Origin of the sequence: Antrihabitans cavernicola, assembly GCF_008297975.1 — a bacterium.
In the GTDB taxonomy this organism is placed as follows: Bacteria; Actinomycetota; Actinomycetes; order Mycobacteriales; family Mycobacteriaceae; genus Antrihabitans; species Antrihabitans cavernicola.
Window position 1 is genome coordinate 75561 of sequence record NZ_VLNY01000008.1, and the last position, 22925, is coordinate 98485.

Annotated in this window: 16 protein-coding genes; 4 read left to right on the forward strand and 12 right to left on the reverse strand. The window is 63.2% G+C overall.

Annotated elements, in window-relative coordinates:
• Nucleotides 1-75: 75 nt before the first annotated feature.
• Together FOY51_RS17410 and FOY51_RS17415 are read right to left on the reverse strand one after the other, a co-directional pair.
• Nucleotides 76-4620, reverse strand: coding sequence for an SDR family NAD(P)-dependent oxidoreductase (locus tag FOY51_RS17410; RefSeq protein ID WP_149431531.1), 4545 nt, complete (start codon nt 4618-4620; stop codon nt 76-78).
• Nucleotides 4620-8774, reverse strand: coding sequence for a type I polyketide synthase (locus tag FOY51_RS17415; protein ID WP_187776369.1), 4155 nt, complete (start codon nt 8772-8774; stop codon nt 4620-4622). The genes FOY51_RS17410 and FOY51_RS17415 overlap by 1 nt, the downstream gene beginning before the upstream one ends.
• Nucleotides 8775-8939: 165 nt before the next feature.
• Between FOY51_RS17415 and FOY51_RS17420 the strand changes: the two genes are divergently transcribed.
• The gene (locus tag FOY51_RS17420; protein WP_187776370.1) at nt 8940-9947 is read left to right on the forward strand and encodes a ketoacyl-ACP synthase III family protein; all 1008 of its coding nucleotides are present in this window, start codon (nt 8940-8942) and stop codon (nt 9945-9947) included.
• On the opposite strand, the gene FOY51_RS17425 is transcribed toward FOY51_RS17420, so the two are convergent.
• The 7 genes from FOY51_RS17425 to FOY51_RS17455 all read right to left on the reverse strand — a co-directional run bounded on the left by FOY51_RS17425 (nt 9944) and on the right by FOY51_RS17455 (nt 16107).
• A complete protein-coding gene (locus FOY51_RS17425) occupies nt 9944-10369 on the reverse strand; it encodes a helix-turn-helix transcriptional regulator (RefSeq protein WP_149431534.1) in 426 nt (141 codons plus the stop codon). The two genes, FOY51_RS17420 and FOY51_RS17425, sit on opposite strands and share 4 nt — an antisense overlap.
• Nucleotides 10370-10445: 76 nt before the next feature.
• Nucleotides 10446-11270 (reverse strand): AfsR/SARP family transcriptional regulator, encoded by an 825-nt coding sequence (locus FOY51_RS17430; protein ID WP_187776371.1) that lies wholly within the window; start codon nt 11268-11270, stop codon nt 10446-10448.
• 194 nt (nt 11271-11464) lie between these two features.
• Nucleotides 11465-12439, reverse strand: coding sequence for an aromatase/cyclase (locus FOY51_RS17435; protein ID WP_149431536.1), 975 nt, complete (start codon nt 12437-12439; stop codon nt 11465-11467).
• 69 nt (nt 12440-12508) lie between these two features.
• On the reverse strand, nt 12509-13498 hold the full coding sequence (locus FOY51_RS17440; RefSeq protein WP_187776372.1) for an acyltransferase domain-containing protein: 990 nt from the start codon (nt 13496-13498) through the stop codon (nt 12509-12511).
• Between the two features lie 13 nt (nt 13499-13511).
• Complete coding sequence (locus FOY51_RS17445; RefSeq protein WP_149431538.1) at nt 13512-13778, reverse strand: acyl carrier protein; 267 nt, start codon at nt 13776-13778, stop codon at nt 13512-13514.
• Between the two features lie 14 nt (nt 13779-13792).
• Nucleotides 13793-14863: a beta-ketoacyl synthase N-terminal-like domain-containing protein gene (locus FOY51_RS17450; protein ID WP_214633113.1), complete on the reverse strand. Its 1071-nt coding sequence runs from the start codon at nt 14861-14863 to the stop codon at nt 13793-13795.
• Nucleotides 14860-16107 (reverse strand): beta-ketoacyl-[acyl-carrier-protein] synthase family protein, encoded by a 1248-nt coding sequence (locus FOY51_RS17455; RefSeq protein WP_149431539.1) that lies wholly within the window; start codon nt 16105-16107, stop codon nt 14860-14862. Before FOY51_RS17455 ends, FOY51_RS17450 begins: the two co-directional genes overlap by 4 nt.
• Before the next feature lie 182 nt (nt 16108-16289).
• Here FOY51_RS17455 and FOY51_RS17460 point away from each other — a divergent pair, with 182 nt between their 5' ends.
• Together FOY51_RS17460 and FOY51_RS17465 are read left to right on the forward strand one after the other, a co-directional pair.
• Complete coding sequence (locus tag FOY51_RS17460; protein WP_149431540.1) at nt 16290-17075, forward strand: SDR family NAD(P)-dependent oxidoreductase; 786 nt, start codon at nt 16290-16292, stop codon at nt 17073-17075.
• 343 nt (nt 17076-17418) lie between these two features.
• Entirely contained in the window at nt 17419-18147 is a 729-nt protein-coding gene (locus FOY51_RS17465) for a hypothetical protein (protein WP_149431541.1), read from the forward strand.
• A 340-nt stretch (nt 18148-18487) separates the two neighbouring features.
• On the opposite strand, the gene FOY51_RS17470 is transcribed toward FOY51_RS17465, so the two are convergent.
• The 3 genes from FOY51_RS17470 to FOY51_RS17480 form a co-directional block, all read right to left on the reverse strand.
• Entirely contained in the window at nt 18488-19168 is a 681-nt protein-coding gene (locus FOY51_RS17470; RefSeq protein ID WP_149431542.1) for a hypothetical protein, read from the reverse strand.
• 47 nt (nt 19169-19215) lie between these two features.
• Nucleotides 19216-19683 (reverse strand): MarR family winged helix-turn-helix transcriptional regulator, encoded by a 468-nt coding sequence (locus FOY51_RS17475; protein WP_187776373.1) that lies wholly within the window; start codon nt 19681-19683, stop codon nt 19216-19218.
• Between the two features lie 73 nt (nt 19684-19756).
• A complete protein-coding gene (locus tag FOY51_RS17480) occupies nt 19757-21247 on the reverse strand; it encodes an FAD-dependent monooxygenase (RefSeq protein ID WP_149431544.1) in 1491 nt (496 codons plus the stop codon).
• Nucleotides 21248-21412: 165 nt separating this feature from the next.
• On the opposite strand from FOY51_RS17480, the gene FOY51_RS17485 reads away from it, so the two are divergent.
• On the forward strand, nt 21413-22900 hold the full coding sequence (locus tag FOY51_RS17485; RefSeq protein ID WP_149431545.1) for an FAD-dependent monooxygenase: 1488 nt from the start codon (nt 21413-21415) through the stop codon (nt 22898-22900).
• The last annotated feature ends 25 nt before the right edge of the window (nt 22901-22925 follow it).

Genomic DNA, 22925 nt, shown 5'->3' on the forward strand with positions numbered 1-22925 from the left:
TTAGTCAGGCTAAGACTCTGGAGTGCGGCAGGGAAGATGAATCGGGCATCGGATCTACAGCAATGCACTTGCAGATCAACGCATTTCGGGCAAAGCCGACACGACTCGCTCGGTCGGTGCGCCTCCGGTGAGAGCCGCTGCCAACAACCTGGGTGTGGGGTTGTCGAAAACGATTCCCGGCGGAAGTTTGCGACCGAGGAATTTCGTTAGATCGTTGCGCAGTTCCAGGCTGGTCAGTGAGTCGAATCCCGCGTCTCGAAACTGCTCGTCCGCCGCCATCAGGGCTTTTCTGTCGAGAATCTGCGCTGCGGTCACGCTGATCTTTTCGAGCAGGTCAGGCTCGGGGCTCTCCGTCGTGGTCGGCGTATCGACCACAGTTTCGGTGCGGTGGCCATGGTCGACGCGCGGTTCCGATCCGCCGCGGGTCGTGCTGAGGATGTCAGGCAACATGGTGGTGTCCGCGGCGAATTTCACTGCGGCAACGCATCGATCGGTGGGGGACGCCACCACACGATCGAACAGCGCGAGTGCTTCGGCGTTGCTCAACGGTTGCAGTCCTGCGTCCTCCATTCGCTTGAAATCGGAGTCCCGCAGGTGGCCGGTCATTCCGCTCGCTTCTTTCCACACGCCCCAGGCGATGGAAATGCGGCTGTAGTAGCTCGATTGCCCACCAGCTGTATCGGCCCGATGCTCGTCGCAGACGCTGTCGAGATAGGTGTTCGCTCCGGCGTAATTTGCCTGACCGAGCTCTCCGACCACACCGGAGATCGACGAGAAATGAACACACGCGGTTACTCCGTGTCGATCACACAACTCCGAAAGATGCACGGCTGGTATTGCTTTCGATGCGAATACTGTCGACAGCATCGACGATCCCATCATCTCGAGGGTGCCATCAGCCAGTACGCCGGCGGCATGCAGGACCACATCGGGTCGAAAGTCTGAGAACACATCGGACAGGCTGTCGTAGTCGCCGACGTCGCATCCCACGTACTCGATCGTCGAACCGGCGACGGTTTCGGGTGAATTCGTTGCAGCAGAACGTGATACGCAGCAGATCGCAGCAGGACCGTAGGTGTGTGCGATGTGCGCGCTCACCCGCCGACCGATACCGCCCGCTCCGCCGGTGACGAGAACGCGGGTGCCGGGTCCGATGAGGGGGCGTGTCGAGAAGATGTGCTTGCCGATCGTTGCGCCGTCCTTGAATTTCGCCACCGTGCGATCGAACCGGGCCAGCGGTGCGACCGACACCTGCAGCGACGGTCGATCTCCGAACGTGGTGAAGTGGTTCACCAGATCGCGCAAGGCCGTTGCGATTTCGGTGGTGTCTAGTGCCATCAGGTTGTAATGATGGAAATCGACGCCGTACTTCTCGGCGATGTCCGGCCGAACATCCGTCTTGCCGATTTCGACGAAGGCCCCGTCGCGTGCCAGCAGACTTGCGCCCGCGGTGATCTTGTCTCCGGTCAGGCTGTTGAGAACGCAGTCGAAAGGTCTTTTGCCCAAGAGCGACTCGAACTGCTCGACAAACGACGTCGATCGTGAATCGGCGATTCGTTCCCAAGGAACACCGGCGGCGTGGACGGCACCGCGCTTGTCGCTGCTGGCAGTGGTGTAGACCTCGGCACCGAGATGGCGCGCGATCTGAATCGCAGCCATGCCGACTCCGCCTGCTCCGGCATGGATCAGCACCTTCATCCCGGGCCTGATCCGCGCGATCCCCGCCAGGCACTGTAATGCGGTCACATAGACGATCGGAACGGCTGCGGCCAATTGCATCGACCAGTTCCGCGGCACCACTGTTGCTCGCTCTGCGGGCATCCGCAGCACAGGAGCCAGAGCGCCGCCGGACAGAATGCCCATCACGCGATCGCCGGGTCGCAGGGTGTCGACCGCACTGCCGGTATCGGTGACTATGCCTGCGAACTCGATTCCCACACCCGACTCGCCGTCGACCATCCCGAGATCGATTACCACATCGCGAAAGTTGAGTCCGCCGTAGTAGTTGGCGACTTCGATTTCGTTGGGCGCCAGGTTGTTACCGAATGGTGGAGTCGGATGGTTCGACGGCGCTGGTTCGTCGTCCGGCACGTATCGGGGTACGTGAAGGCCGACGCCGTCGACCAGGATCTCGTCAGCGGGGTGACGCGCAGCGGCGTATACAGCTGCGATGGCGCTGCCGTCGGATCGGTGAATGATCTGGAACCGATCGGGGTGTTCCCGAAACGCGGTACGGAGCATGCCGATGGCGGCACCGAACTGTGGACGGTGCGGGAGGACGACGCTGCTTCGGGTCACCACCGGCGAGTCGAGGATGGCGCGGATGATGCCGAGCGTTTCGGAGGCAAGTGCCAATGGATCGTTCTCGTCCGCCGAGCCCATGACGTAGACGCGGGGTCCGGGTGTCGCAAGCCACCGATCGAACGGCATCACCGACGTCGACGGCAATATCGACGTGTCGCCTGTGCTGGGCACCGACGATCCCACGGCTGCCGGAGACGCAATGGGTTCCCACGTCTTTCGCAGCAGGTCGCCGGACGGTGGTGGCGAGAATTCCGAGAAGCGAAGTGCTCCAATGGTCAAGAAGTGCTCACCATCGGCGCCGTAGCCCTCGATCGTGGCCGTCAGCGGCGCGGTCTCGACGACAACGAATCGGGCGGTCGGACCGACGACGACGTCCGTGTCGACGACGATGTCCTCGAAGGTGAACGGCACCACCATGGCGGCAGCGCCACCTTGCCTGCCAAGGGTGTGATCGATGAACGCGTGCAGGGCACCATCGACACCTGCGGGTGAAAACGGCAGCCCCGCAGCATGATCGGCGGGCATCTGCACGTCGACGACGACGCTGTCGCCGATCACGCTGTACGACAGCACCGTTCGAAACGTCGGGCCGTACGCGTAGCCTGCAGCGGCCAGTCGCGCGTACATGTCGTCGCCGGTGACGCACTCGTCGCCAGATCGCGAGTCCGGAATCGGCGGCGACACGGCTCGGTCCGCCGCGCGTAACGGGCTCGGCGTCGCGCGCCCCAGTTCTCGACCGGAACCGGATTGAAGAACCAGCGACCCTTCTTCGGCGATGCCACGCAGCGCGTCGTCGTCACCTTCGGGAAGCCAGGGGTCGAGAACGCACAGATCGTCGAGCCGAATCACTCCTCGCGTAGCGAGGCCGGCCATTGTCATCGCGACGATGTGCACGGCGGCGACAATCACTCGGTCGGCGATCACGTGGTCGGCTACCGAGTCGAGATCCAGTGCTATCTCGAAGGATTGCTCGTTCGCGCCCATTGCGGACCCTATGTTGTCGGCCACGCCGGGGGTAGGGATCCAGAGGTGGTCGTAGTCGAATGCGTATCCCGGCAGATCGTCGATCGGGTACGCGCCACCGGTACGGGACGCGGCGAACGGCCGGGTCGCTGCGACGTCGACGACCGCGTGGACAAAGTGGTCGAGACTGCCCTCATTTCGGCGGATCGTGGGAAAGGCGCGAGCAGCCAAGCCGATCCTGTCGAGGTCGGCGGTGATCGGTCGATGGAGGACGGGATGCGGACTGACCTCGATGAACCGTCTGCCACCGTCGTCGCACGCGCTCTCGACGGCGCTCGAAAACTCCACGGGCCGGACGAGATTGCTCGCCCAGTAGTCCGGATCGAGTGCATCGATGGGCTTGCCCGGATGGGTCGTCGAGTACGTTCGCACCGTTCGCGCCGAGCCGGGCTGCAACGGTGCCCGCCGCAGCTCGTCCGCCATGCGGGCCGCAATCGAAACCAGTGCGCTCGAGTGGGCGGGGTAGCCGACCTCCACCCTGTGGGTTTCGATTTCGATCTCTGCGAACAGTGCTTCGGCGGAACGAATGTCGGGCACCGTGCCCGAGATCACCACGGCGGCAGCGGCGTTGATCGCAGCAAGTGAACATCCGGTTCGTTCGACGATGTCGAGGGTCTGTGCGCGACCCGCGTCGACTGCCAGCATGGCGCCGGCTGGCGCGTGATCGTGGATGAGATCAGCGCGCAGGGTGACCAGTCGTATTGCGGAATCCAGATCGAGTAGGCCTGCGAAATGAGCCGCCGCGATCTCGCCCTGAGAGTGGCCGATCACGCCCTCCGGTAGGCAATCGAATCCGGCCCAGAGCTCGGCAAGGCCGACCATGACCGACAGCAACGCGGGTTGCACTCGCGCCGTGCTGGTGAGCGCACCACCGCGCAACTCGGCAATGAGGTCCCACCCCGAGTGCTGCTCTATCAAGGCGGCGCAGCGATCTATCACGCCGGCAAAATCGGCGCTGTCGTCCATGAGCGCCGATGCCATGCCGACCCATTGTGAGCCCTGGCCGGGGAAGACGAAAATGTCTGTGCCGTCGATGATTCGCCCGCGTGAGAGCCACCCCGATCGCTGATCCAGCGCGTCGCGGACTTCGCGGGCAGTCCGACCGGCTGCGACGGCCTGGTGCTGGTGCCCGACCTGGGCGTCGGCTGCGGCGCCGATGGCGTTGGGGAGGTCGTGCTCCGCGATGTTGCCCAACCACTGTTTGTGAGCGTCGACGGTCAGTTCGAGCGAGTTCTCGGTCTTCGCGTACAGATGCAGGTAGCGCAGGGCGTCCGAATCGGCTGCTGAACTCACTAGTCCTCCTCGACGATCATGTGGCAGTTGGTCCCGCTGATCCCGAAGGCCGACACGGCGCCGATTCGCCGCGTGCGGTGCCGCTCCCAGGCGGTGTTTCGTTGCGGCAGAGTGATATTGGATGCCCGCCAATCGATCATGGTTGTCGGTGTGTCGGCAAAGAGGGTTTTCGGGATGGTGCTGTGGCGCATCGCGAGCAAGACCTTCAGCAATCCCGCGGCGCCTGCGGCAGCCTGGGTGTGTCCGAGATTGGACTTGACGGATCCGAGGTGCAGCGGACGGTGCGGGTCGCGGTGCTGCCCGTAGGTGTTGGCGACAGCGGTTGCCTCGATGGGGTCACCGAGCCGCGTTCCGGTGCCGTGCGCCTCGACGAGGTCCACGTCGCGCGGATCGACTCGGGCTGCTCCGAGCGCTGCACCGATCGCCTCCTCTTGCGAGCGCCCGTTCGGCGCGGTCAGTCCGTTGGATTTGCCGTCCTGAGTCACCGCGCTTCCGCTGATGTAGCCCAACACTTTTCGCCCTCGTGCCTTGGCGACAGATTCCAGCTCGAGAAGGAAGTAGACCGCGCCTTCCGCCCATGCTGTGCCATCTGCGTTGTCGGCGAACGGTTTGCAGCGTCCGTCCGGTGCGAGGCCGTGTTGCGCACTGAACTCGACGAACATGCCGGGGGTCGCCATGACGGTGACACCGCCCGCAATCGCGGCGTCGCAATCTCCGCCGCGCAGTGCGTCGGCTGCCGTGTGCAACGCGACCAGCGACGACGAGCACGCTGTGTCGACCGAGAGTGCCGGTCCGGTCAAACCGTGGTGGTAGGCGACGCGACCGGAGATGACGCTCGGCGTGGTGCCGGTGAGGCGATGGCCTTGGTGCTCGGGGATTCCGGACTCGTAGAGCCGGGCACCGTAGTCGTTGGATGTCGCTCCGACGTAGACGCCGGTGCGAGTCGGCAGCGATCCGCGCGAGGCCTCGACGAGGCGCTGAGACAGCTCGAGCGTGGCCCGCTGCTGGGGATCCATAGCCGTTGCCTCGCGGTTCGACAGGTCGAAGAACTGCGGATCGAACGATCCGGCGGATTCGAGGAATCCCCCTGATCGGACGTAGGTCTTGCAGGGCGTTCCAGGGGTGGGGTCGAAGAGTTGCGTGACGTTCCAGCCCCGATCCGTGGGAAAGTCGCCGATGACACAACGCTGCCGTTGCACGGTCGCCCACAGATCTGCGGGTGTCTCGATGCCCCCGGGCAGTTTGCAGGACGCGGCGACGATTGCGATCCGCTCGGAGTGTCGCCGGCGCCGTCGTATCCGGGGTCCAACGGATGCGCGGTCGCTCACGCCTGATTGCCCACCGAGGAAGTCCGCGAGCAACGCCGGTGTCGAATGCCGGTAGACGACGGTGTCTGCGATCCGGGTGCCGACGGTCGTCGTCAATGTCTCCGCGAGTTGCACTGCGCCACGTGAATCGAGCCCGAGATCCGAGAAGCTTCTGTGCGTATCGATCGGCCCGGCACCGGGAATCAGGCGTGCCAGCGCATCCACGACGGTGCTGAGCAGCCCGGACTCGTCTGCCTCAGAGCGGTTCTCTGTAGAGGCCGGTACGGGCGCCGAAGGCTGTCGCAGAAAAACTGTCTTCGGCAGTGGAAACGGTGCCGGTGCGGTGTGCGGCTGACGGTCGAGGATCGAGGGATCCGCACCCCACGTGAACAGCGTTGCGGCGGTCTCGTCGATGGCAGACGCTTCTGAAGGAGACTTCGGTGACATTGCATGACTGCGTACCGGTGCCGTTTGCGCGACGAAGGTGCTGAGTGCGCGTCCTGGGCCGACTTCCACGAATTTGGTTGTGCCTGCGGCGATTGCAACCTGCACGGCATCGTGGAAGTGCACAGTGCCGGATGCGTTGGTCATCAGGAATCTGTCGGGCAGTGCTGCCATGGGAGCAAGCTCCGCACCTGTCGATGTCGAGATGACCCGCGTGTGTGGTGCTCTGAGCCGCAGGCGATTCTGCAACTCGATCATGCGGTCGCCGACGGGATCGATGAGCGGCGAGTGAAAAGCATGACTCACCTGCAGTCGTTGCGATTTGAGTCTGTTGCGCTCGCACCAGTCCGAGACATGTTGCAGCGCTTCGTCGGTCCCGGCCACCACCGTTGCCTCGGGCGAGTTGAGCGCAGCAAATCTGACGCTGGCGCTCAGGTTTTCGATCGCAGGCGCCAGTGCCGTTGCTCCGGTGCGGACCGCGAGCATGCCGCCGGTCCGTGGGAGGTCGGCCATCGCCGCCGCGCGAGACGTGACGACCTCGGCAGCATCGGCGAGCGAAAGGTAGCCCGCGCAGTACAGAGCGGTGATCTCGCCGATCGAATGACCGATGAGGATGTCCGGTCGGAATCCGCGGCCGCACAGCGAGTGAAAGAGGCTGGCCTCGAAAGCGAACAGTGCAGGTTGGGTGTAACGCGTGTCGTGAATGGAATCGTCTTCGGTCCCCCACATCACCGATTGGATGGGCTCGTCCAGGTGGACGTTCAGGGCCGCGCAGATCTCCTCGAACTTCCATGCGAACTCGGCGTCTCTGTCGATCAGGCTGGCCCCCATACCTTTCCGCTGGCTGCCTTGCCCGGGAAAGACGCACGCGGTCAGGCCGGCCACCGATTCGCCCTGAATGGTCGACCGCGCGGTCTTCGTACCGCCCGCGACCGCGCGGAGTTCCTCGGCCAGTTCGTCCGCGGTGGCCGCCAGCACCGTGGTGCGAAAGTCGCCGAAGTCGCGGGTGTGTGCGGTAGCGGCAATATCGCGGATCGCTACCTGCTCGGGGCAATCGTCGATGAGTTGTGCGATGGTCGCGGCCTGGGCTCGCGCATGCTCCGGACTTGCCGAGCAGAGACCTATGCGGGTAGGTGAATCGTCGGAACGCGCAGCAGTAGTTGGTATTTCGGGCCGAGGAGTCGGACTCGCCAGGATGAGATGGCAGTTGGTTCCGCCCAAACCGAACGAGGAGAGGCCGACGTGCCGCAGTCCCGATTCGGCTCCGACCAGAACGCGTGGGGCTTTGTCGAGAACGAGCGAATCCTGTTCTGCAAGAACAGCAAGCGGTTGGTCGACGATGGCTCCGGGGGCAACCCCGTGCTCGAGAATGTGCAAAGCCTTGATCAGGCTCGCGGCCCCCGCAGCGCTTTCGAGGTGCCCGATGGTCTGCTTCGCCGAGCCGACGGGCAGTGGCCGGTTCCGCTCGGCGAAGGTCGCGATCATTGCCGCTGCTTCCGACGCGTCCCCGACGCGCGTACCGGTGCCGTGCAATTCGAGGTAGTCGAGATCGTTCGGGGAAAGACCTGCTCGCTGTAGTGCGGACTCGACTACCGCCTGCTGTGCACGACTGTCCGGGGCCGTGAGCCGACGCCCCTGGCGTCCGCAATTGGTCGCGCTTCCTGCGATCGCGGCGTGCTCGACCAGCCCGTGCTCCACCGCAGTAGACCTGCGGCACAACAACACCAACGCTCCACCTTCGCCACGCAGGTAGCCGTCGCTGCGTGTCGAGAACAAGCGGGGTTCGCCGGATACGGACAACACTCCGGCGGCATCGACCATCGATGTCGACAACGCACTGCCGTTGAGCTGGACGCCACCCGCGAGCGCGTAGTCGCATTCGCCGGAACGCACCTTGATCGCTGCTTCGTGGACAGCCATCAACGACGACGACTGTCCGGTGTCGATGACGACACTGGTACCGGAGAGGCCCAGCGTCTGTGACACCCGGTTCGCGATGAAACTCGTGGACGTGCCGGTCAAGGAATACGGAGTGGGATCGAACTGTGCCTCGGAATCGCGGAAGTCGCAGGCCATCGCGCCCAGCGTGACGCACGTCGTTGCCGATCGGAGCGTGCCGAAGCCGACGCCGGCGTCCTCGACGGCATGCACCGCGAGCTCCATGGCAAGTAGCTGTTGTGGGTCGGTTGCCGCCGCCTCGTCCTCGCCGAGTCCGAAAGCCGCTGCGTCCCAAGCGTACGAGTCGATTTTCGCAGACCGACGCACCCCGCGTCCCTGGTCGGTGAACGCCGTTCTGCCTGCCAGCATGGTCTCCCAGAAGGTGTCGTCCTCGGCCGCTCGTGGCAACCGAAACGAGTAGCCGACGATCACGACAGGATCGTCCTGATACGCGTACGAAGTCATGATTGCGATGGTGTCATTCGGCATCCATTGCATTGCTGGAGTGTGGCTAGACCCCGGCAGAGTGAACCGCAGCTCGACCGTTTCTCGACCGCGCCGAAATATCGTGGGTTCGCACGGGTCCCGAAGAGGGATGGCCACATGTCGAAAACGAGGGGATCGATCTGTATGCGCGCACGCCAGGATGTTGTCGCGGACGTGAGCATCGCAGGGTTGGGTGCTTGTCTCCCTGAGCAATTGAGCACGGCCGATGCAATTGCGGCGGGCAGATGCAGCGAGGCGGATGTTCGGCGCACAGGAATCACGAGCGTGTGCATCGCGGCCAACACCGACGGACCGGCTCTTGCGGTGCGAGCCGCCCGGCAGGCCATCGACGATGCGGAAATTGCGGCGCAGGATATCGATTTGCTGTTATACGTGCGCAATCATGATGAGGGACAGCTACTTTGGCCTGTCGGATCGTTCGTGCAGAACGAAATCGGTGCGCACAGAGCGAAATCCGTCGAGGTGCGGCAGATGTCGAACGGCGGGCTGGCGGCGATCGGACTCGCGCTACCGCACGTGCAGAGTGGGAAGACGGTGCTGGTGGTCACCGCGGACACCTTCCCCGCGCCACAGTTCAATCGGTGGTCGAGCGATCCGGGCACTGTGTATGCCGACGGTGCTGCCGCGGTGGTGCTGCGCCCTGGTAGCGGTGGACGCGGATCGATACTGAGCCTGGCCGAGACCGCCGCGCCCGAGTTGGAGCTGATGTCGCGCCCGCAGCGAGACCAGCCCGATCGGTGGCCGCTGGACCTTCGGTCGCCGACCCAACGGGGCACCGAGACCATCGGTTTGGGCCGTGTCGTCGAAACACTCGAAAGCCGTCAGGCGGACGCGTTGGAACGGGCGCTCGAAGGTGCAGGCACAGCCTCCTCGGACATCTCGCTCTTCATTCTGCCGAACCTGGGAAAGGCCCGGCTGTCGGCGCAGATCGTCGGGCCCAGCGAACTGGAGTGGGACAACACCCTGTGGTCGTGGGGTCGCACGGTGGGGCACCTGGGCGCCGGCGATCAGATTGCCGGTCTGCACCATGCGATCGCAGGCGGACGAGTGGCACCGGGCGACACCGTATGCGCGCTAGGGGTCGGTGGCGGGTTCAGCTGGTCGGTCATGGTCGTGCAGATCGGCAACTAGCTCTCGTCGACGTAGTCGGTCTCGAGAGCTTCGACCAGGAATCGCAGCGCTGCGTCGTCCTCGGTCGAACCGAGCCGGTACTCGACGTTGCTCAGGCCGATGCGGTCGGCAACAGCCCGGTAGCGCTGATCGAGCAGCGCGCGGCGCTGCTGCGCGTCGGGTGCGGTGTTGGCGAAGTACGACGTATCGACTTCGAAGACCGCAGCGAGCGCCTCCAGCGTCTTTTTCGAAGGATTCGTGACTCGAGCACTGCGCAGTTCCGACAGCGATGCTTCGGACAATGTATAGCCCAGCGCCTTGGCCTGTGCGACGACGGCTCGGCCCGTCCAGGGTTTTCCGTTCTGGTCGCGCGTGTTGACGAACAGCGCACGTATGCGGTCGGCGAGAGTATCGAGTCTGTCACCGGCGGTATCGACGTCCATGGTTGCTCCTGTATGAAGTAACCCCCGCCAAATTGTCGCACGGCGTATTTCGGCGCCACATTGCGCCGTCGCGATCTCACATGGTCGAAACCAGAGACGCGCGTGGAGCCCAATGAATCACGTGATTGAAGGAGTCGAGTTCCTCGCTGCGCTGCAGAACCGCGCTGAACAAATTTTGGCAGATCGGTCCGGGATCGATGCCCAATTCCGTCGCGAGTTGATCCTTCAGGTTGTGAAATGCGGAAATGGATTGCGCGGCGCAACCGGAGCGATATGCGGCAAGCATGTACAACGCGCAGAAGTTTTCGTTCAACGGATCGGTTCGGATCAACGCTTGCAATTCTGCGATGGCCGCGGGCAAATTGTTCAACATGATGTCCGCATTGATCTTCTGTTCCAGTGCTGCTACTCGCTCCGCCTCGACGCGCACTGCTTCGATGGCGAGCACTTCACCTTTCCGGACGTCCTGAAAAGCAGGCCCGGACCAGGTGTTCAGTGCCAGTTCCAGCTGGTCCGACGCACGTTCGAAGTCGCCGCGGTTGAACGCGAGGGTGCCTTCCTGGGAATGGTGCCGAAATATTTCCAGATCGATCGACCATGCGTTGCCCGCAATGTCGAGCGAATATCCACCTGAACGGGTTACCAGCACGCCTTTGCCAGACGTCTTCTCCCCTGTCGAGTCGATGATCTTTCGCAGCTTCATCACGTAGGTCTGAATGGTCGTTGGAGCGCTCGACGGAACTCGATCACCCCAAAGTTCGTCGATCAGTGTTTCGTGTGTGACGATGCTGCTCCGACGCAATGCGAGCAGTGTGAGCAATTGGCGTGGCTTCGGTGCGGACGGCACAATCGACCGCCCATCGAGGTCCGCAGCGAATGGGCCGAGCACTTTGACATCCATTTCCATCGTCCTCCGTTGGTCTGCATCGACAAAGCGAATTATTCGTTCCAACGAAGAAGAACACAGCACGACCGGGCGCGCAACCACGGTAGAAATGGCGAAACGGTACTCGATTCAATTACGCTGTCTATTAGGCACTTTCGGCTTATCTAGTTGCCGTAAGGGCAGTAAATTGTCAGAAGAAAGAGGGGCTGTCACATACTCTGGAGATGGCCGACTGCGGCGGTCATGGTTACCAGACTGTTACCGCCGAGAGCGCCGCGAACGGCTCGCTTCATCTCGTCTATTCCCGCCTCGGGCGAGCCGAGAAGTTCGCGGCAGTGTTCGATGTCGACCAGTACACCGTGCCACGATCGCAGGGACCATTGCTCGGCTTCCTTCGTGCTCGGAGCGATCGACCAGCGACCCGCATGCGCGACAAGCGCGGGCGGGAGCGTTGTCTGCTTGTAGGCGATGGTGGGGTGGCGGTCCGCGTCGAGCCGAACCCGGTAGGACATCGTCTCGTGCTCTTTGCTGTCGGCGGTCCGTGTGGTCATCGCGAGGTGTTGCACGTCGTCCTGCAGCGAGGTGAGCGTGACGTCCGCGACGTGCGGCAGGCGTTCGGGCCAGCGCGCACCGTCCCAGATGAAGTCGAGCGGTGCCGTCGGGTTGCCTCCGGCGAAATCGACCTCGTCGACGAACTCGTAGAGAAAGCAATCGCCGTCGCCTCCGGTCGCGCGGCGAAGTGCGGCGAGCTCTTTGGTGCTGTTGGTGTCGACCGCCTTGCGCACATACTCCAGATCCGCGTCGTTGTCCGATCGCAGCCGGAAGGTGTGATTCAGGATCACCTCGCAGCCGGATGCACCGTCCTGAGAATCGACGACGTGCCAACTCCCGGACATGGCTGCAAGCGGCTCAGGTGAGACGACTTGCTGGAAATCGACGGTTCGAGCGGCGTCGTCGACGTTGCGAATCGATTTCCAGCTGTGGACGGTGTCATGTGCGATCGCCCAGATCGTCATGTCCTGTCTGGTTCGCGCACCGTCGCTGCCTGCTTCGACCGCGTCCATGTGCACGGTGGGACCGAAGATCACCGGCCACGCTGTGACGTCTCGAACGAGGGCGAACACCTCGTCCGCCGGCGCCGAACATGCAGTGCGGTGAACCATGGTGTGCTTGGTGGTCGTCATAGGGTGCTCCGTTTCGGTTCCAGGCGTGGCAACGCCGGTGACATGAGAATTCGGTTGGGGCCGTGTGCTTTACGCGGAGACGCCCTCCGCCGCCGATCGATGATCTGCGCGTGCCCGAAGTGTGCGTAGGTGTTCGAGCGTGTCGGACCCCGGTCCGCTCATGCTGGTGAGCACGAGGGGCGGTCGGTGGGTCCCGGGCGACGATCGCGCGGCGCGTCGTGCGATCGTCGAAAGCGTTGTGCCGGGGCCGATCTCGATGACACAGTCGAACAACGTGTTCGACAGGGCAGATCTGATCGCATCCCAGTACCGGACGGGAGCGGCCATATGGTTCGCCCAGTATTCGGGGCGACAGTACTGCGTGGCAGCGATGGTTGTGCCGGCATATCCGGAGACGAACTCGATCGGCGACGGCACGAAACTCAACGAGGTCGCGTTCATTCGCACCATGTCCTGCTTGTCGGACATGAGGGAGTGATGGAACGGCCGTGTGCTCGCAAGGTCGACGTAGGTGACACAGTTCTCGTCGAGAATCGAGCGCGCGCGCCGCAACGATTCCGTCGGACCGGACACCATTGTTTGCCGTGGTGCGTTGACACCCGCAATCTCGGTGTCCGGCGGCAAGATTGCGTGCAGGGTCTCCGGCGTTGCCCCGACGGCCAACATTCCGCCGGCGGGACACTCGAGCGAGTGCGCGGCGCGCGCTTCCAGCATCAGACACGCGTCGTCCAACGACAACACGTCCGCGATCACTGCTGCCGCGAGCTCACCCGCACTGTGACCGAGGACCGCTGTGGGTTCGATACCCCAACTGCTCAGCAGCCGATGTAGCCCGTATTCGACTGCGAGCAGCAGCGGCTGCGTGACGCTCGGGTCCGCCGGATCGTCCTCGCCGTCCAGCCACCGTTGCTTGACAGCTGGAAAGTACGTGGACAGTCGGCTCAGGGTGTCCAGCACTTCGTCGACCGCAGTCGCGAACTGCGTGCTGGTTCGGTACAGCTCCACGCCCATTCCCCGATACTGCGCGCCCTGGCCCGGCAGTAGATACAGGATTCCCATTCCGAGTCGCCCCCTAAGCGGCGTTCTCGCGCAGGTACTCGTTGGCGATGTCCAGCAGGTCGCGCGGCGTCTCGACCGCATCGACAACGCCTGCGTCCAAGGCGATTTCGAGCTCACGCTTCATCAGCGACAGGCATTCCATGATCGCGAGCGAGTCCAGGCCGACGTCCTCGAACGAATCGTCGATGTTGTCGACCGTGAAGGGGATTTCGTCGTCGTCGCCCGCGCTACGCAAAATGACGTCGACCAGATCGTTCTCGGTGAAGACTGTTGTTCCCATGATTGCTTTCTCCTTTACGTACCGGTGATCACGGCTGCCGAACAGAAGCCGCCTATTCCTCTGGCCACCACGAGAACCGCCAACTTGTCGAGCTGACGGGGAGCGTCGGTGACCAAGTCGATGTTGTGCAGGTGTTCCGTCACGCCGGGCGTGGGCGGAATCGTCTTGTTGACGATGATCTGGCAGGCAGTCAAGACATCGACTGCACCTGCGCCGGCCAGTAGCCGCCCGTATCCAGCCTTGGGGGCGGTGACCGGAACTTGTTGCGCGCCGAACACATCCGCGAGTGCTGCTGCTTCGCTCGCGTCCTCGTCGCGCTGCCCCGCCGCGTCCGCCAGTACGACGCCGATGTCTGCCGGTGCAAGACCGGCGTCGTCGAGTGCGCGTCGGATCGTCGCCGCCAGCGCCGAGCCGTCGGTGCGGCTCTGCTCTGTCGGCCCGAATCCGGTTGCGGTGCCTGCCAGCTCGGCAAGTGGTGCAGGCCCGCCACGGCGTTCGAGGGATTCCTCCGTCTCGGCCACCAGCAGTGCTCCGCCTTCACCGAGCACCGCACCGGTCGCGTCGGGTGAGAACGGCAGATAGGCAGAGTCCGGTCGAACCGAAGACGACAACCGCCCCGACGCAATGTTCGGCGCCCACGCCCACGGACAAATCGGCCCGTCGACGCCGCCGACGACCACCGCGGAAGTCCCTGCGGCAAGCAGGCTTTTGGCCTTGCCGAATACGTCGAGCCCGCCGGCGTGGTCGGCGACCACCACGCAGCTCGGTCCCTTGAACTTGTGTCGAATCGAGATCTGCCCGGTGTTCACCGCATAGAACCACGCATACGACTGATAAGCGCTGACGTGCTCTTTGCCCTTTGCCCACAGGTTCTGCAGTTCACGTTGCCCGAATTCGACGGCGCCGCGGAAGTCGTGCGGTACCACCGCGGCCAGGGTCGCCGCGTACTCGTCGACGACGAATCGTTCGGCAGGCACCTTGCCGATGTGATTGGTACCGGATGCCATTGATTTCCAATGTGTTTCGGGATCTGTCCCGGATGGTGCAACAATGCCGGCTCCGGTCAGAAATACTTTGTTACTCACACCGCCTCCATCGTCATCGCGCTCTGAAATCCACCGAATCCGCTGCCGACCGTCAAGGCCGCGGTAACGTTCGCTTCTCTTGCGACGTTGGGCACGTAATCCAAGTCGCAGCTGGGGTCCGGTTCCGTGTAATTGACGGTCGGCGGCACCACGTTGTGCCGCATGGCGAGCAGGCACGCGACGGTCTCGAGTGCGCCGATCGCGCCGAGCGAATGCCCGATCACGGATTTGATCGAGCTCATCGGCACCTGGTACGCGTGATCGCCGAGTGCGTGTTTCACCGCACCGGTCTCGTGAATGTCGTTCATCTTGGTGCCCGAACCATGGGCATTGACGTAGCCGATCGACTCCGCGGCCAAGGTCGACTGCGACAGTGCGGCGGTGATGGCCGCTGCCATTTCCGAGCCGTCCGGGGTCAAGCCGGTCATGTGGTGGGCGTTGCAGCGAGATGCGTAGCCACCGATCTTTGCGTAGATGGTGGCTCCTCGCGCACGCGCATGTTCGTACTCTTCGACGATCAGAACCGCCGCACCTTCGCCGAGCACCAGACCGTCGCGGTCGCCCGAGAATGGACGACATGCGCTGTCCGCCTGATCGTTACGAGTGCTGGTCGCATGAATGGCGTCGAAGCACGCGTAGGTGATGGGCGAGATCGGTGCCTCGGCGCCACCGGATACCACGACGTCGGCGGCGCCGGTGCGGATGAGATCCACGGCGTGACCGATGGCGTCGATCCCCGATGTGCACCCGGTGGACACCATCGCGCACGCACCCGATGCGCCGACCCTGACCGCAACCTCGCTGACCAGCGAGCTGGGTACGAAGTGATCGTAGAGTCGAGGAGTTGCGAAGCGCTGCTCCACTTCCCAGCGAGAACCGCTGTCGCTCATCACAGCGTATTCCTTCTCCAGGCTGGTGGTGAGGCCGACTGCGCATCCCAGCTGAACCGAAATACGTTCGGATGGAACGTCCTCCATTGCGATTCCGGAGTCTTCCAGCGCCTGCCCCAAAGCGGCGACGGCAAACTGCGTTGCCCGATCCAAGGTCTGCTCCCGCGGCGTCAATCCGAATGCATTGGGATCGAACCTGCATTCCGCAGCGATTCGGGAGTCGAACTGTCGGGCGTCGAAGGCGGTGACCAATCCGGTGGCGGACCGGCCGGACGTCAGGAGCGACCAGTATTCGTCGACCGAATTAGATTGGGGAGCAACGACTCCGAGTCCCGTGATAACGGCTTGTTTCATTCTCTCCACCCATCTGTGTTGCTCTGCGCGGTCATGTTTCGATACTCGACCCTTGTCCTCGAGAAAGCCTCACGCCGAAGAAGGGCGGCTCTATAGCTGCCGTGGACCACGCGAGTAGGCGACAGAGCGAGACTTCGCTGGAACGACCGAACGAGTCCCGACCAGAAAGGTGCGTGCAAATCATGTCGGAAAGAACAGCATTCATTACCGGAGGCACCAGCGGAATCGGGCGTGCCTGCGCCGAGTCGTTTATCCAGCAGGGCATTTCGGTGTTCGTGATGTCCCGGCGCCAAGAAGCCGTCGACGACACGGTTACGGCGCTCAACGCCGCGAGCACGTCGGGCGCGAAGGCCGCGGGCGCCGTCGGCGATGTGACTGTGGTGAGCGATATCGACGATGCGGTCGCTGCGTGCGTCGATACGTTCGGCGGTATCGACATTTTGGTCAACAACGCCGGTCGCGGCGGTGGCGGGCCGATCACTGCGATATCGGATGAGCTGTGGGACAACATCATCGAGACCAATCTCAACAGCGTGTTCCGCGTGACCCGGTCGGTGTTGAAGTCGGGAAAGATGGTCGACGACGGCTGGGGCCGGATCATCAACATCGCGTCGACCGGAGGGAAGCAGGGTGTCGCGCTCGCGACGCCGTATTCCGCATCGAAGAACGGTGTCATCGGTATGACGAAGGCGCTGGGGCTGGAGTTGGCGACAACGGGGGTGACAGTCAACGCTGTGTGTCCCGGATTCGTGGAAACGCCTATGGCCGAGCAGGTTCGGCTGGGTCACGCGCAGCATTTCGGCCGACCGGAGGCCGAGATCAAGAAGGAATTCGAGAGCCGGATTCCGATAGGGCGATACACGACCACGGCGGAGGCCGCGGCGATGGTGACCTACCTGGCGTCGGATGGTGCCGGCGCAGTCACCTGCCAGGCAATGAACGTGTGTGGCGGTCTCGGCCGGTACTGAGAGAACTGCCGACCGGGCAAACCAGGATAGCCCTTAGCGGGTGTCGATTACAGGCGTTACTGCCCGTTGGACTAGTTCGTGGTCGCCTATCCCCGATAACTCAAATGCACCCGCGTGGCGTTTTATGAACGATCACATATGGGCCCTTGTCGAGATACTGCAAATTTCGTGCGCCGCGTAGCCGCGCAGGCTATGCGATCTCGAATAGGCGCCATGCGAGGGCGCGGGTGTCGATCGAATAGGGGATATCGTCACCCAGTTCGGCGTGGTTGGCTTTGGTTCCTCCATCTGCGATTCACGAAGGGCCTGAACATTGCGGATTTCCACTCGAACGGTGGGCGTAATGGCCGCCGCTACGGCAATGACCACCGTCGCTGTTCTTTTTCCCCCGGCATCTGCGTCGGCTGATTCCATCTGGCCGTACACACCAGGACCGTACTCAAGCGGTGCTCGAGCCACGCTATCCACATTGCCCGGCGGATTCATCAATGCCGTCGTAACCGGTGCAACTCACGGTAATGATGGATGCGTCCTTTCGGCCGGGTTGTACAACGGGTACGCCCAAGACGGTTCCGTGTTTACACAAGAGTTCGATTTCCCAACGGTTTTCGGAGCGGGAACGGGTGTGGTCGGCCCTCTGGCACCCGGGGAATATGTCGTTGACGTCAGCTGCGACGGTGAGGGAACTATGGTCTGGGGCGTAGACGGGCCTGGGCAGGACAATAGCCAGACGACGATGGTCACTATCGGCGGAGATGGGGGGCCAGTTCAGCCTGCACCGCCCCCAAATCAGGGGAAGATTCTTCCAGGTCAGTTGGGTTGCCCGGCGCCAGATCCAAATGCGGGACTCTCGCCGGAGTTGACGAGCCTGTTGCCCGGATTGGGCACACAACTTGACCTCGCCCACAGCCTGATTAAGAACGACCCGGTTCGCGCCATCGAAGGACTCAATGCCTACTTCGGTGTGGTCGTGACGAAATATGGGTTAAAACTGCTACCCGTCGTCGGTCAGCTCGCAAACATATATGAAGTGATCGACCGACTATTTATCGACGTCCCAAACGCATGTTAGTTGCATGAGGCCATGACGTTGGTTATGCCGACCGATGCTTGAGCGGCTCGGGGCTTGCCGTCGGCAAATGCAAGCGATTCGCGTGGCCGACACACCTGGCCCGCCCGGTAGGCCACATACGTACCGAAACCATGTGCCGAAAGTGGCCATCGCGCAGCCGGTCCCACGAACGATCGTCTTCGGGACGGGTAGATCGGCCAAGCGCCCCCTCCGGCTTCCAGCTGTGGCGGGAATTCGGCCGCGGATCGTTTCATTGCCTGCACCCCCTGGGACAGCAGTGCACGGACGAGGCCGAAGACCCGATCTCTTGCGTCACCGACGCAGTGGACTTCTCGGTAGGTTATCGAGTCCCCGCAGTGCTTTCGCTGTATGCCACGCGCTGCGCGAACAGCGGCTTAGCTTGCAGGCCGCTAATGGTGAGTCGCGCAGTGACGTTGCGGTAGAAGCTCGGCCGCAGTACCTGATTGGCCATGAATCGCAGCACGGTGCCGGGGACGACCACGTAGTTCGCGATGACGAACGGGGTGCCCGGTTCGAACTCCAGCAGCGTCGAGTTGGTCACCTTCAGCACCGACTCGTACCATTGGCTGATCTCTTTCCATGCCTCGGTCGCAACCTGCGGCGACGCCTCGCCGACAAAGTGGTTGAGCAGCACGGGTCCATCGGTGTCGTCGGTGTCGCCGAATCGCGCCGCATTGCGTGCCGCAGCAACGAATTCCGGTTTCGGAACGTCGTGACGTGACCTCGCCGACTCGAAGTCGTCTCGAACGGACCCCTCCGAATCGATCAGGAGGACGACGTCGAACTGTGGCTTGTTGGGAAGCGGCGGAATGAAAGTGGACTCGAAGAGGCGAACGCGGTGCACGCTGCCGAGCTCGTCGAGCTCGCGAGCAACCCGGCGCAGGCCCTCGAGCGCCGCCTCGCGAGTGCGGCTGCCTTTGACGAACGGTCCGATCGTGTGCAGGTCGATGTTCCAGCCGTAGTACGTGAACTCGGTCGGAATGGTTTCGGCGAATTGCATCGTCGTGTCCTTTCTTGTTGATGTTTTCGGCCGTGCAATCCGGACGCCTAAGTGAGTGCGCTCGGGATGTCGGCGCTCATGTCGCGCAGTGAGTAGGCAAGGGTGCGGAGGTACCACATGACTGCGCTGCGGTACTCCGGAACGACGTCGTTGAAGACCCGCTGAACCGAACCGCCCGCATCTTGGTACAGCGATCGCACCTGCTCGAAGCGTTCGGTCGAGGCCACCCTCGCGGAGCGGCCATCTTTGGGATCGGTTGATCTGGTTATCCAGCCGTCATCTTCGAGTCTGGCGAGAACCCCGGTCAAGGTGGCGGCCCGCATCCCGGTACGTGCGGCCAGGTGGCCCGGTGTGCACGCTCCTTCGCGATCGATCACGTCCAGCAGGTCGAGGTCTCGTGGTTTGATCCCTGCCGCAGCGGCGACTCGGTCGTTGACGATGCGCAGTTCTATGCGCAAGACACGGAACGCGTCGATGAGTTCCTGGTCTTGGTGTTCTGTATTTGCGTCAACCACGTCTTCCAAACTAGTACGAATTTCGTAATATCGCACGTAAAACGACGAACTGCCAGCTCAGGATATATTTCGGTCAGGTCGCAGCTGCAGACTTTGCGGGCGAATGCGCCCGCGACCCCGGTGTGCCGTCGGCGATTGCTCGCATCAGCGACGGCGAATTCGGCGCGCCCGCCCACGCGATATACCCGTCGGGTCGGACGAGCAGCGCCTGATCGCGGACGGTCTCGCTGTGCACAACGGCGACGGCTCCCGAACGGCTTGCCGCACGGGTGACGTTCGTGGCCCACGGTGTTGCCAGCACGAATTGGCCTGCGCCGAGCGTATTTCGAGCGTCGGCATCGGTCACCGAACCGCTCCAGAACGCGCCGACATCGCCAGATCCGGTCCCGCCGCATCGGGCGCGTACCCCGGCCAGCGACATGGCGATCCCCTGCGCGAACCGACGCCCGAGCGGCCCCGAATTGTTCGCCACGGCCAGAATGCCCCAGCGCACGGCCGCTGGAATCGAGCTCATCCGCATTGCCGCCCGCACCATGTTCCCCGAATCGACCAGCGCCTTTGCTCCGATCGGGCGCATCTCCGCCTCGTAGTCGTCGAGAAAGCGAGGTTCGCCGGTGCGCAGTGCGGCGTCGAGACGCCACGACAGGTTTGCCACATCTTGGATTCCGACGTTCATTCCGAGCCCGCCCGCCGGCGAATGCACGTGTGCCGCGTCTCCGACGAGAAACGCGCGGCCTTCTCGATACTGCGTCGCCTGGCGCTCGTCGCTGTGGAAGCGCGAAATCCATCGCGGCGAATGCAGTCCCATCTCGCGCTCGAACACCGCGTCGCACAGATCGCGTAAGTCGGCGAAGTCGACGTCGTTGTTGACATGCTCACGCGTACCGCTGTTCCACGCCAGTACGCGGTAGTACCCGTCTTCGATGGGGCAGATGAACGAGAAACCGTGACCGTTCGCTTCGATGGCCAGTCCCTTGTCGGGAGGAAAGTCGACTTTTGCGTCCGCAATGATCACCGACGACAAGACGGCCTCGCCGGGAAAGTCGATGCCGAGCGAATTTCGCACAGTGCTGTGGAGCCCGTCCGCGCCGACGACGTACGACGCTGTCACCTCGCCCTGCTGCTGATCGCCGTCGAGCGTGTGTACGTATCGCACGACGACGCCGTCCGAATTCTGTTGCAAAGAAACCACTTCGGCTTCGTAGTCGAATTCAGCACCTGCGGCTACGGCGCGCGCCTCGAGTACGCGTTCCACGGCGAACTGCGGAGTAACCAACATGAAGGGAAACGGCGTATCGAGCTTGCTGAACTCGACGTCGAGCGCACCGACGAGCGGAAGCGACTTCATCGGCTCGCCTGATGCGATGATCTCCGGTGCCAGCCCCCGAATCGCCAGGTGGTCGAGTGCTCGGGCGTGCACCGAGAACGCCCTGGTGAGATTCGAGTTGGTCTTCGCTCGCTTCTCGAGGACGACGACCCTGTGCCCCTTGCCCGCAAGGTCTCCGGCCAACATCAGCCCGGTCGGCCCCGCGCCGACGACGATGACATCTACTTCCGTGCTCACAACGATTTCCTCCTTCGATTCCGCACCACGGCGCAGCAACCGACATCGGTCTGCGCACCCTTTTCCAGGGTGGCAATCAGCCCTAGTCGTCCGGTCCACCGAAGCTATAGAGACGCCATTTGTCGGCGTGAGGGATATTCGAGGTCGGGCGCCGACACTCGTGTTGTGACCGAATCAACGAGTGCCGCAACAACATCTGATCACCGCGCCGGCGTCGACGTGCCGGTCGTCATCGTTGGGATGGGTCCGACGGGCCTCATGTTGGCCGGTGAGCTTCGGCTGCGGGGTATCGACTGCCTGGTGATCGGTTCGTCGAGCACGCCCGACACGGAGTCACGGGCATTGGGTTTCACGTCCAGCACCCAGGAGATCTTCGCGCACCGCGACATGCTCCACGAATTCGGGGAGCTGGAACGCGTTGCTGCCGTGCACTTTGCGGGGATCGTGATCTCTTCGGATCATCTCTCGTCGCCCTACTTACCGGTGATGCGATTCCCGCAGTACAAGACCGAGGGCGTCTTGCACGCGAGGGCGCAGCGTTTGGGTGCCGACATCAAGCGCGGCTGTACGGTCACCGAAATTGTGGAGTCCGACGAGTATCTGGAAACTGTCGCCAAGGGTCCGACCGGGGAATTTCGCGTGCGCTCGCGTTACGTCGTGGGATGCGACGGCGCCCACAGCGCGGTGCGCGGCTTTGCGTCCCTTGACTACTCGCTCAGCCCGCCGAACGTTCAGATGCTGCTCGCAGATATCGAGCACGCCGGGCTGCCGAACAACCCCTTTGGGAAGCGGACGTCGACCGGCATGGTGATGTCGGGTCCACTGAGCGACGACGTGGACCGGTTGATCGTCTGTGATTTCCACGCGGAACCGCTCGAACGAGGTGTGCGGGTCGAGGAAAAACACCTGCAAGCGGCGTACAAGAACATCACCGGCGACGATCTTCCGCAGGGAAAGATCCGATGGGCCAGCTACTTCAACGATGCATCCGGAATGGCGCCGTCGTTCCGCAAGGGTCGCATCTTCTTGGCGGGCGACGCTGCCCACACTCACCTGCCCGCAGGCGGGCAGGGCATGAACGTGTCGCTGCAGGACGCGGTGAACCTCGGCTGGAAGCTCGCCGCGGACATTCAGGGCTGGGCGCCTGCGGACCTGCTGGACAGCTACGACGCCGAGCGTGGGCGCGCAGCCGCCGAACTCCTTGCCGACACTCGCGCACAGGGCCAGTTGTTCCTCGGCGGCCGCGAGGTGGAGCCGGTACGAGATCTGGTGACGCGCCTGGCCGCTACCGCAGGCGCCGCGGAAGTTCTTGCGGACGAGGTCACCGGGATGGCCTTGCGATACGACTTCGCCGGTGACACGCCCGAGCCGATCGGACGCCTGCTACCCACCAAACACCTTCGCGTGTCGGGCGAAGACACCCCGCCGCGCGGACTGCTGCGAGACGGGCGCGGACTTTTTCTTGCGTCGGGTGGCGCCGCGACCAGCGCAGCTGTGCTCGAACGGTGGCGCGACCGTGTGCAGGTCGAAGAGATCTCGACACCGACGGGGGCGGAGGCGCTGGTCCGTCCGGACGGCTACGTGGCGTGGACATCGGACGCCGACGAATCACTGTCCTGTGCGCTCGAACGTTGGTTCGGCGCAGCAAGTTAGAAGAAATCACCGCAACGAAAGGGAT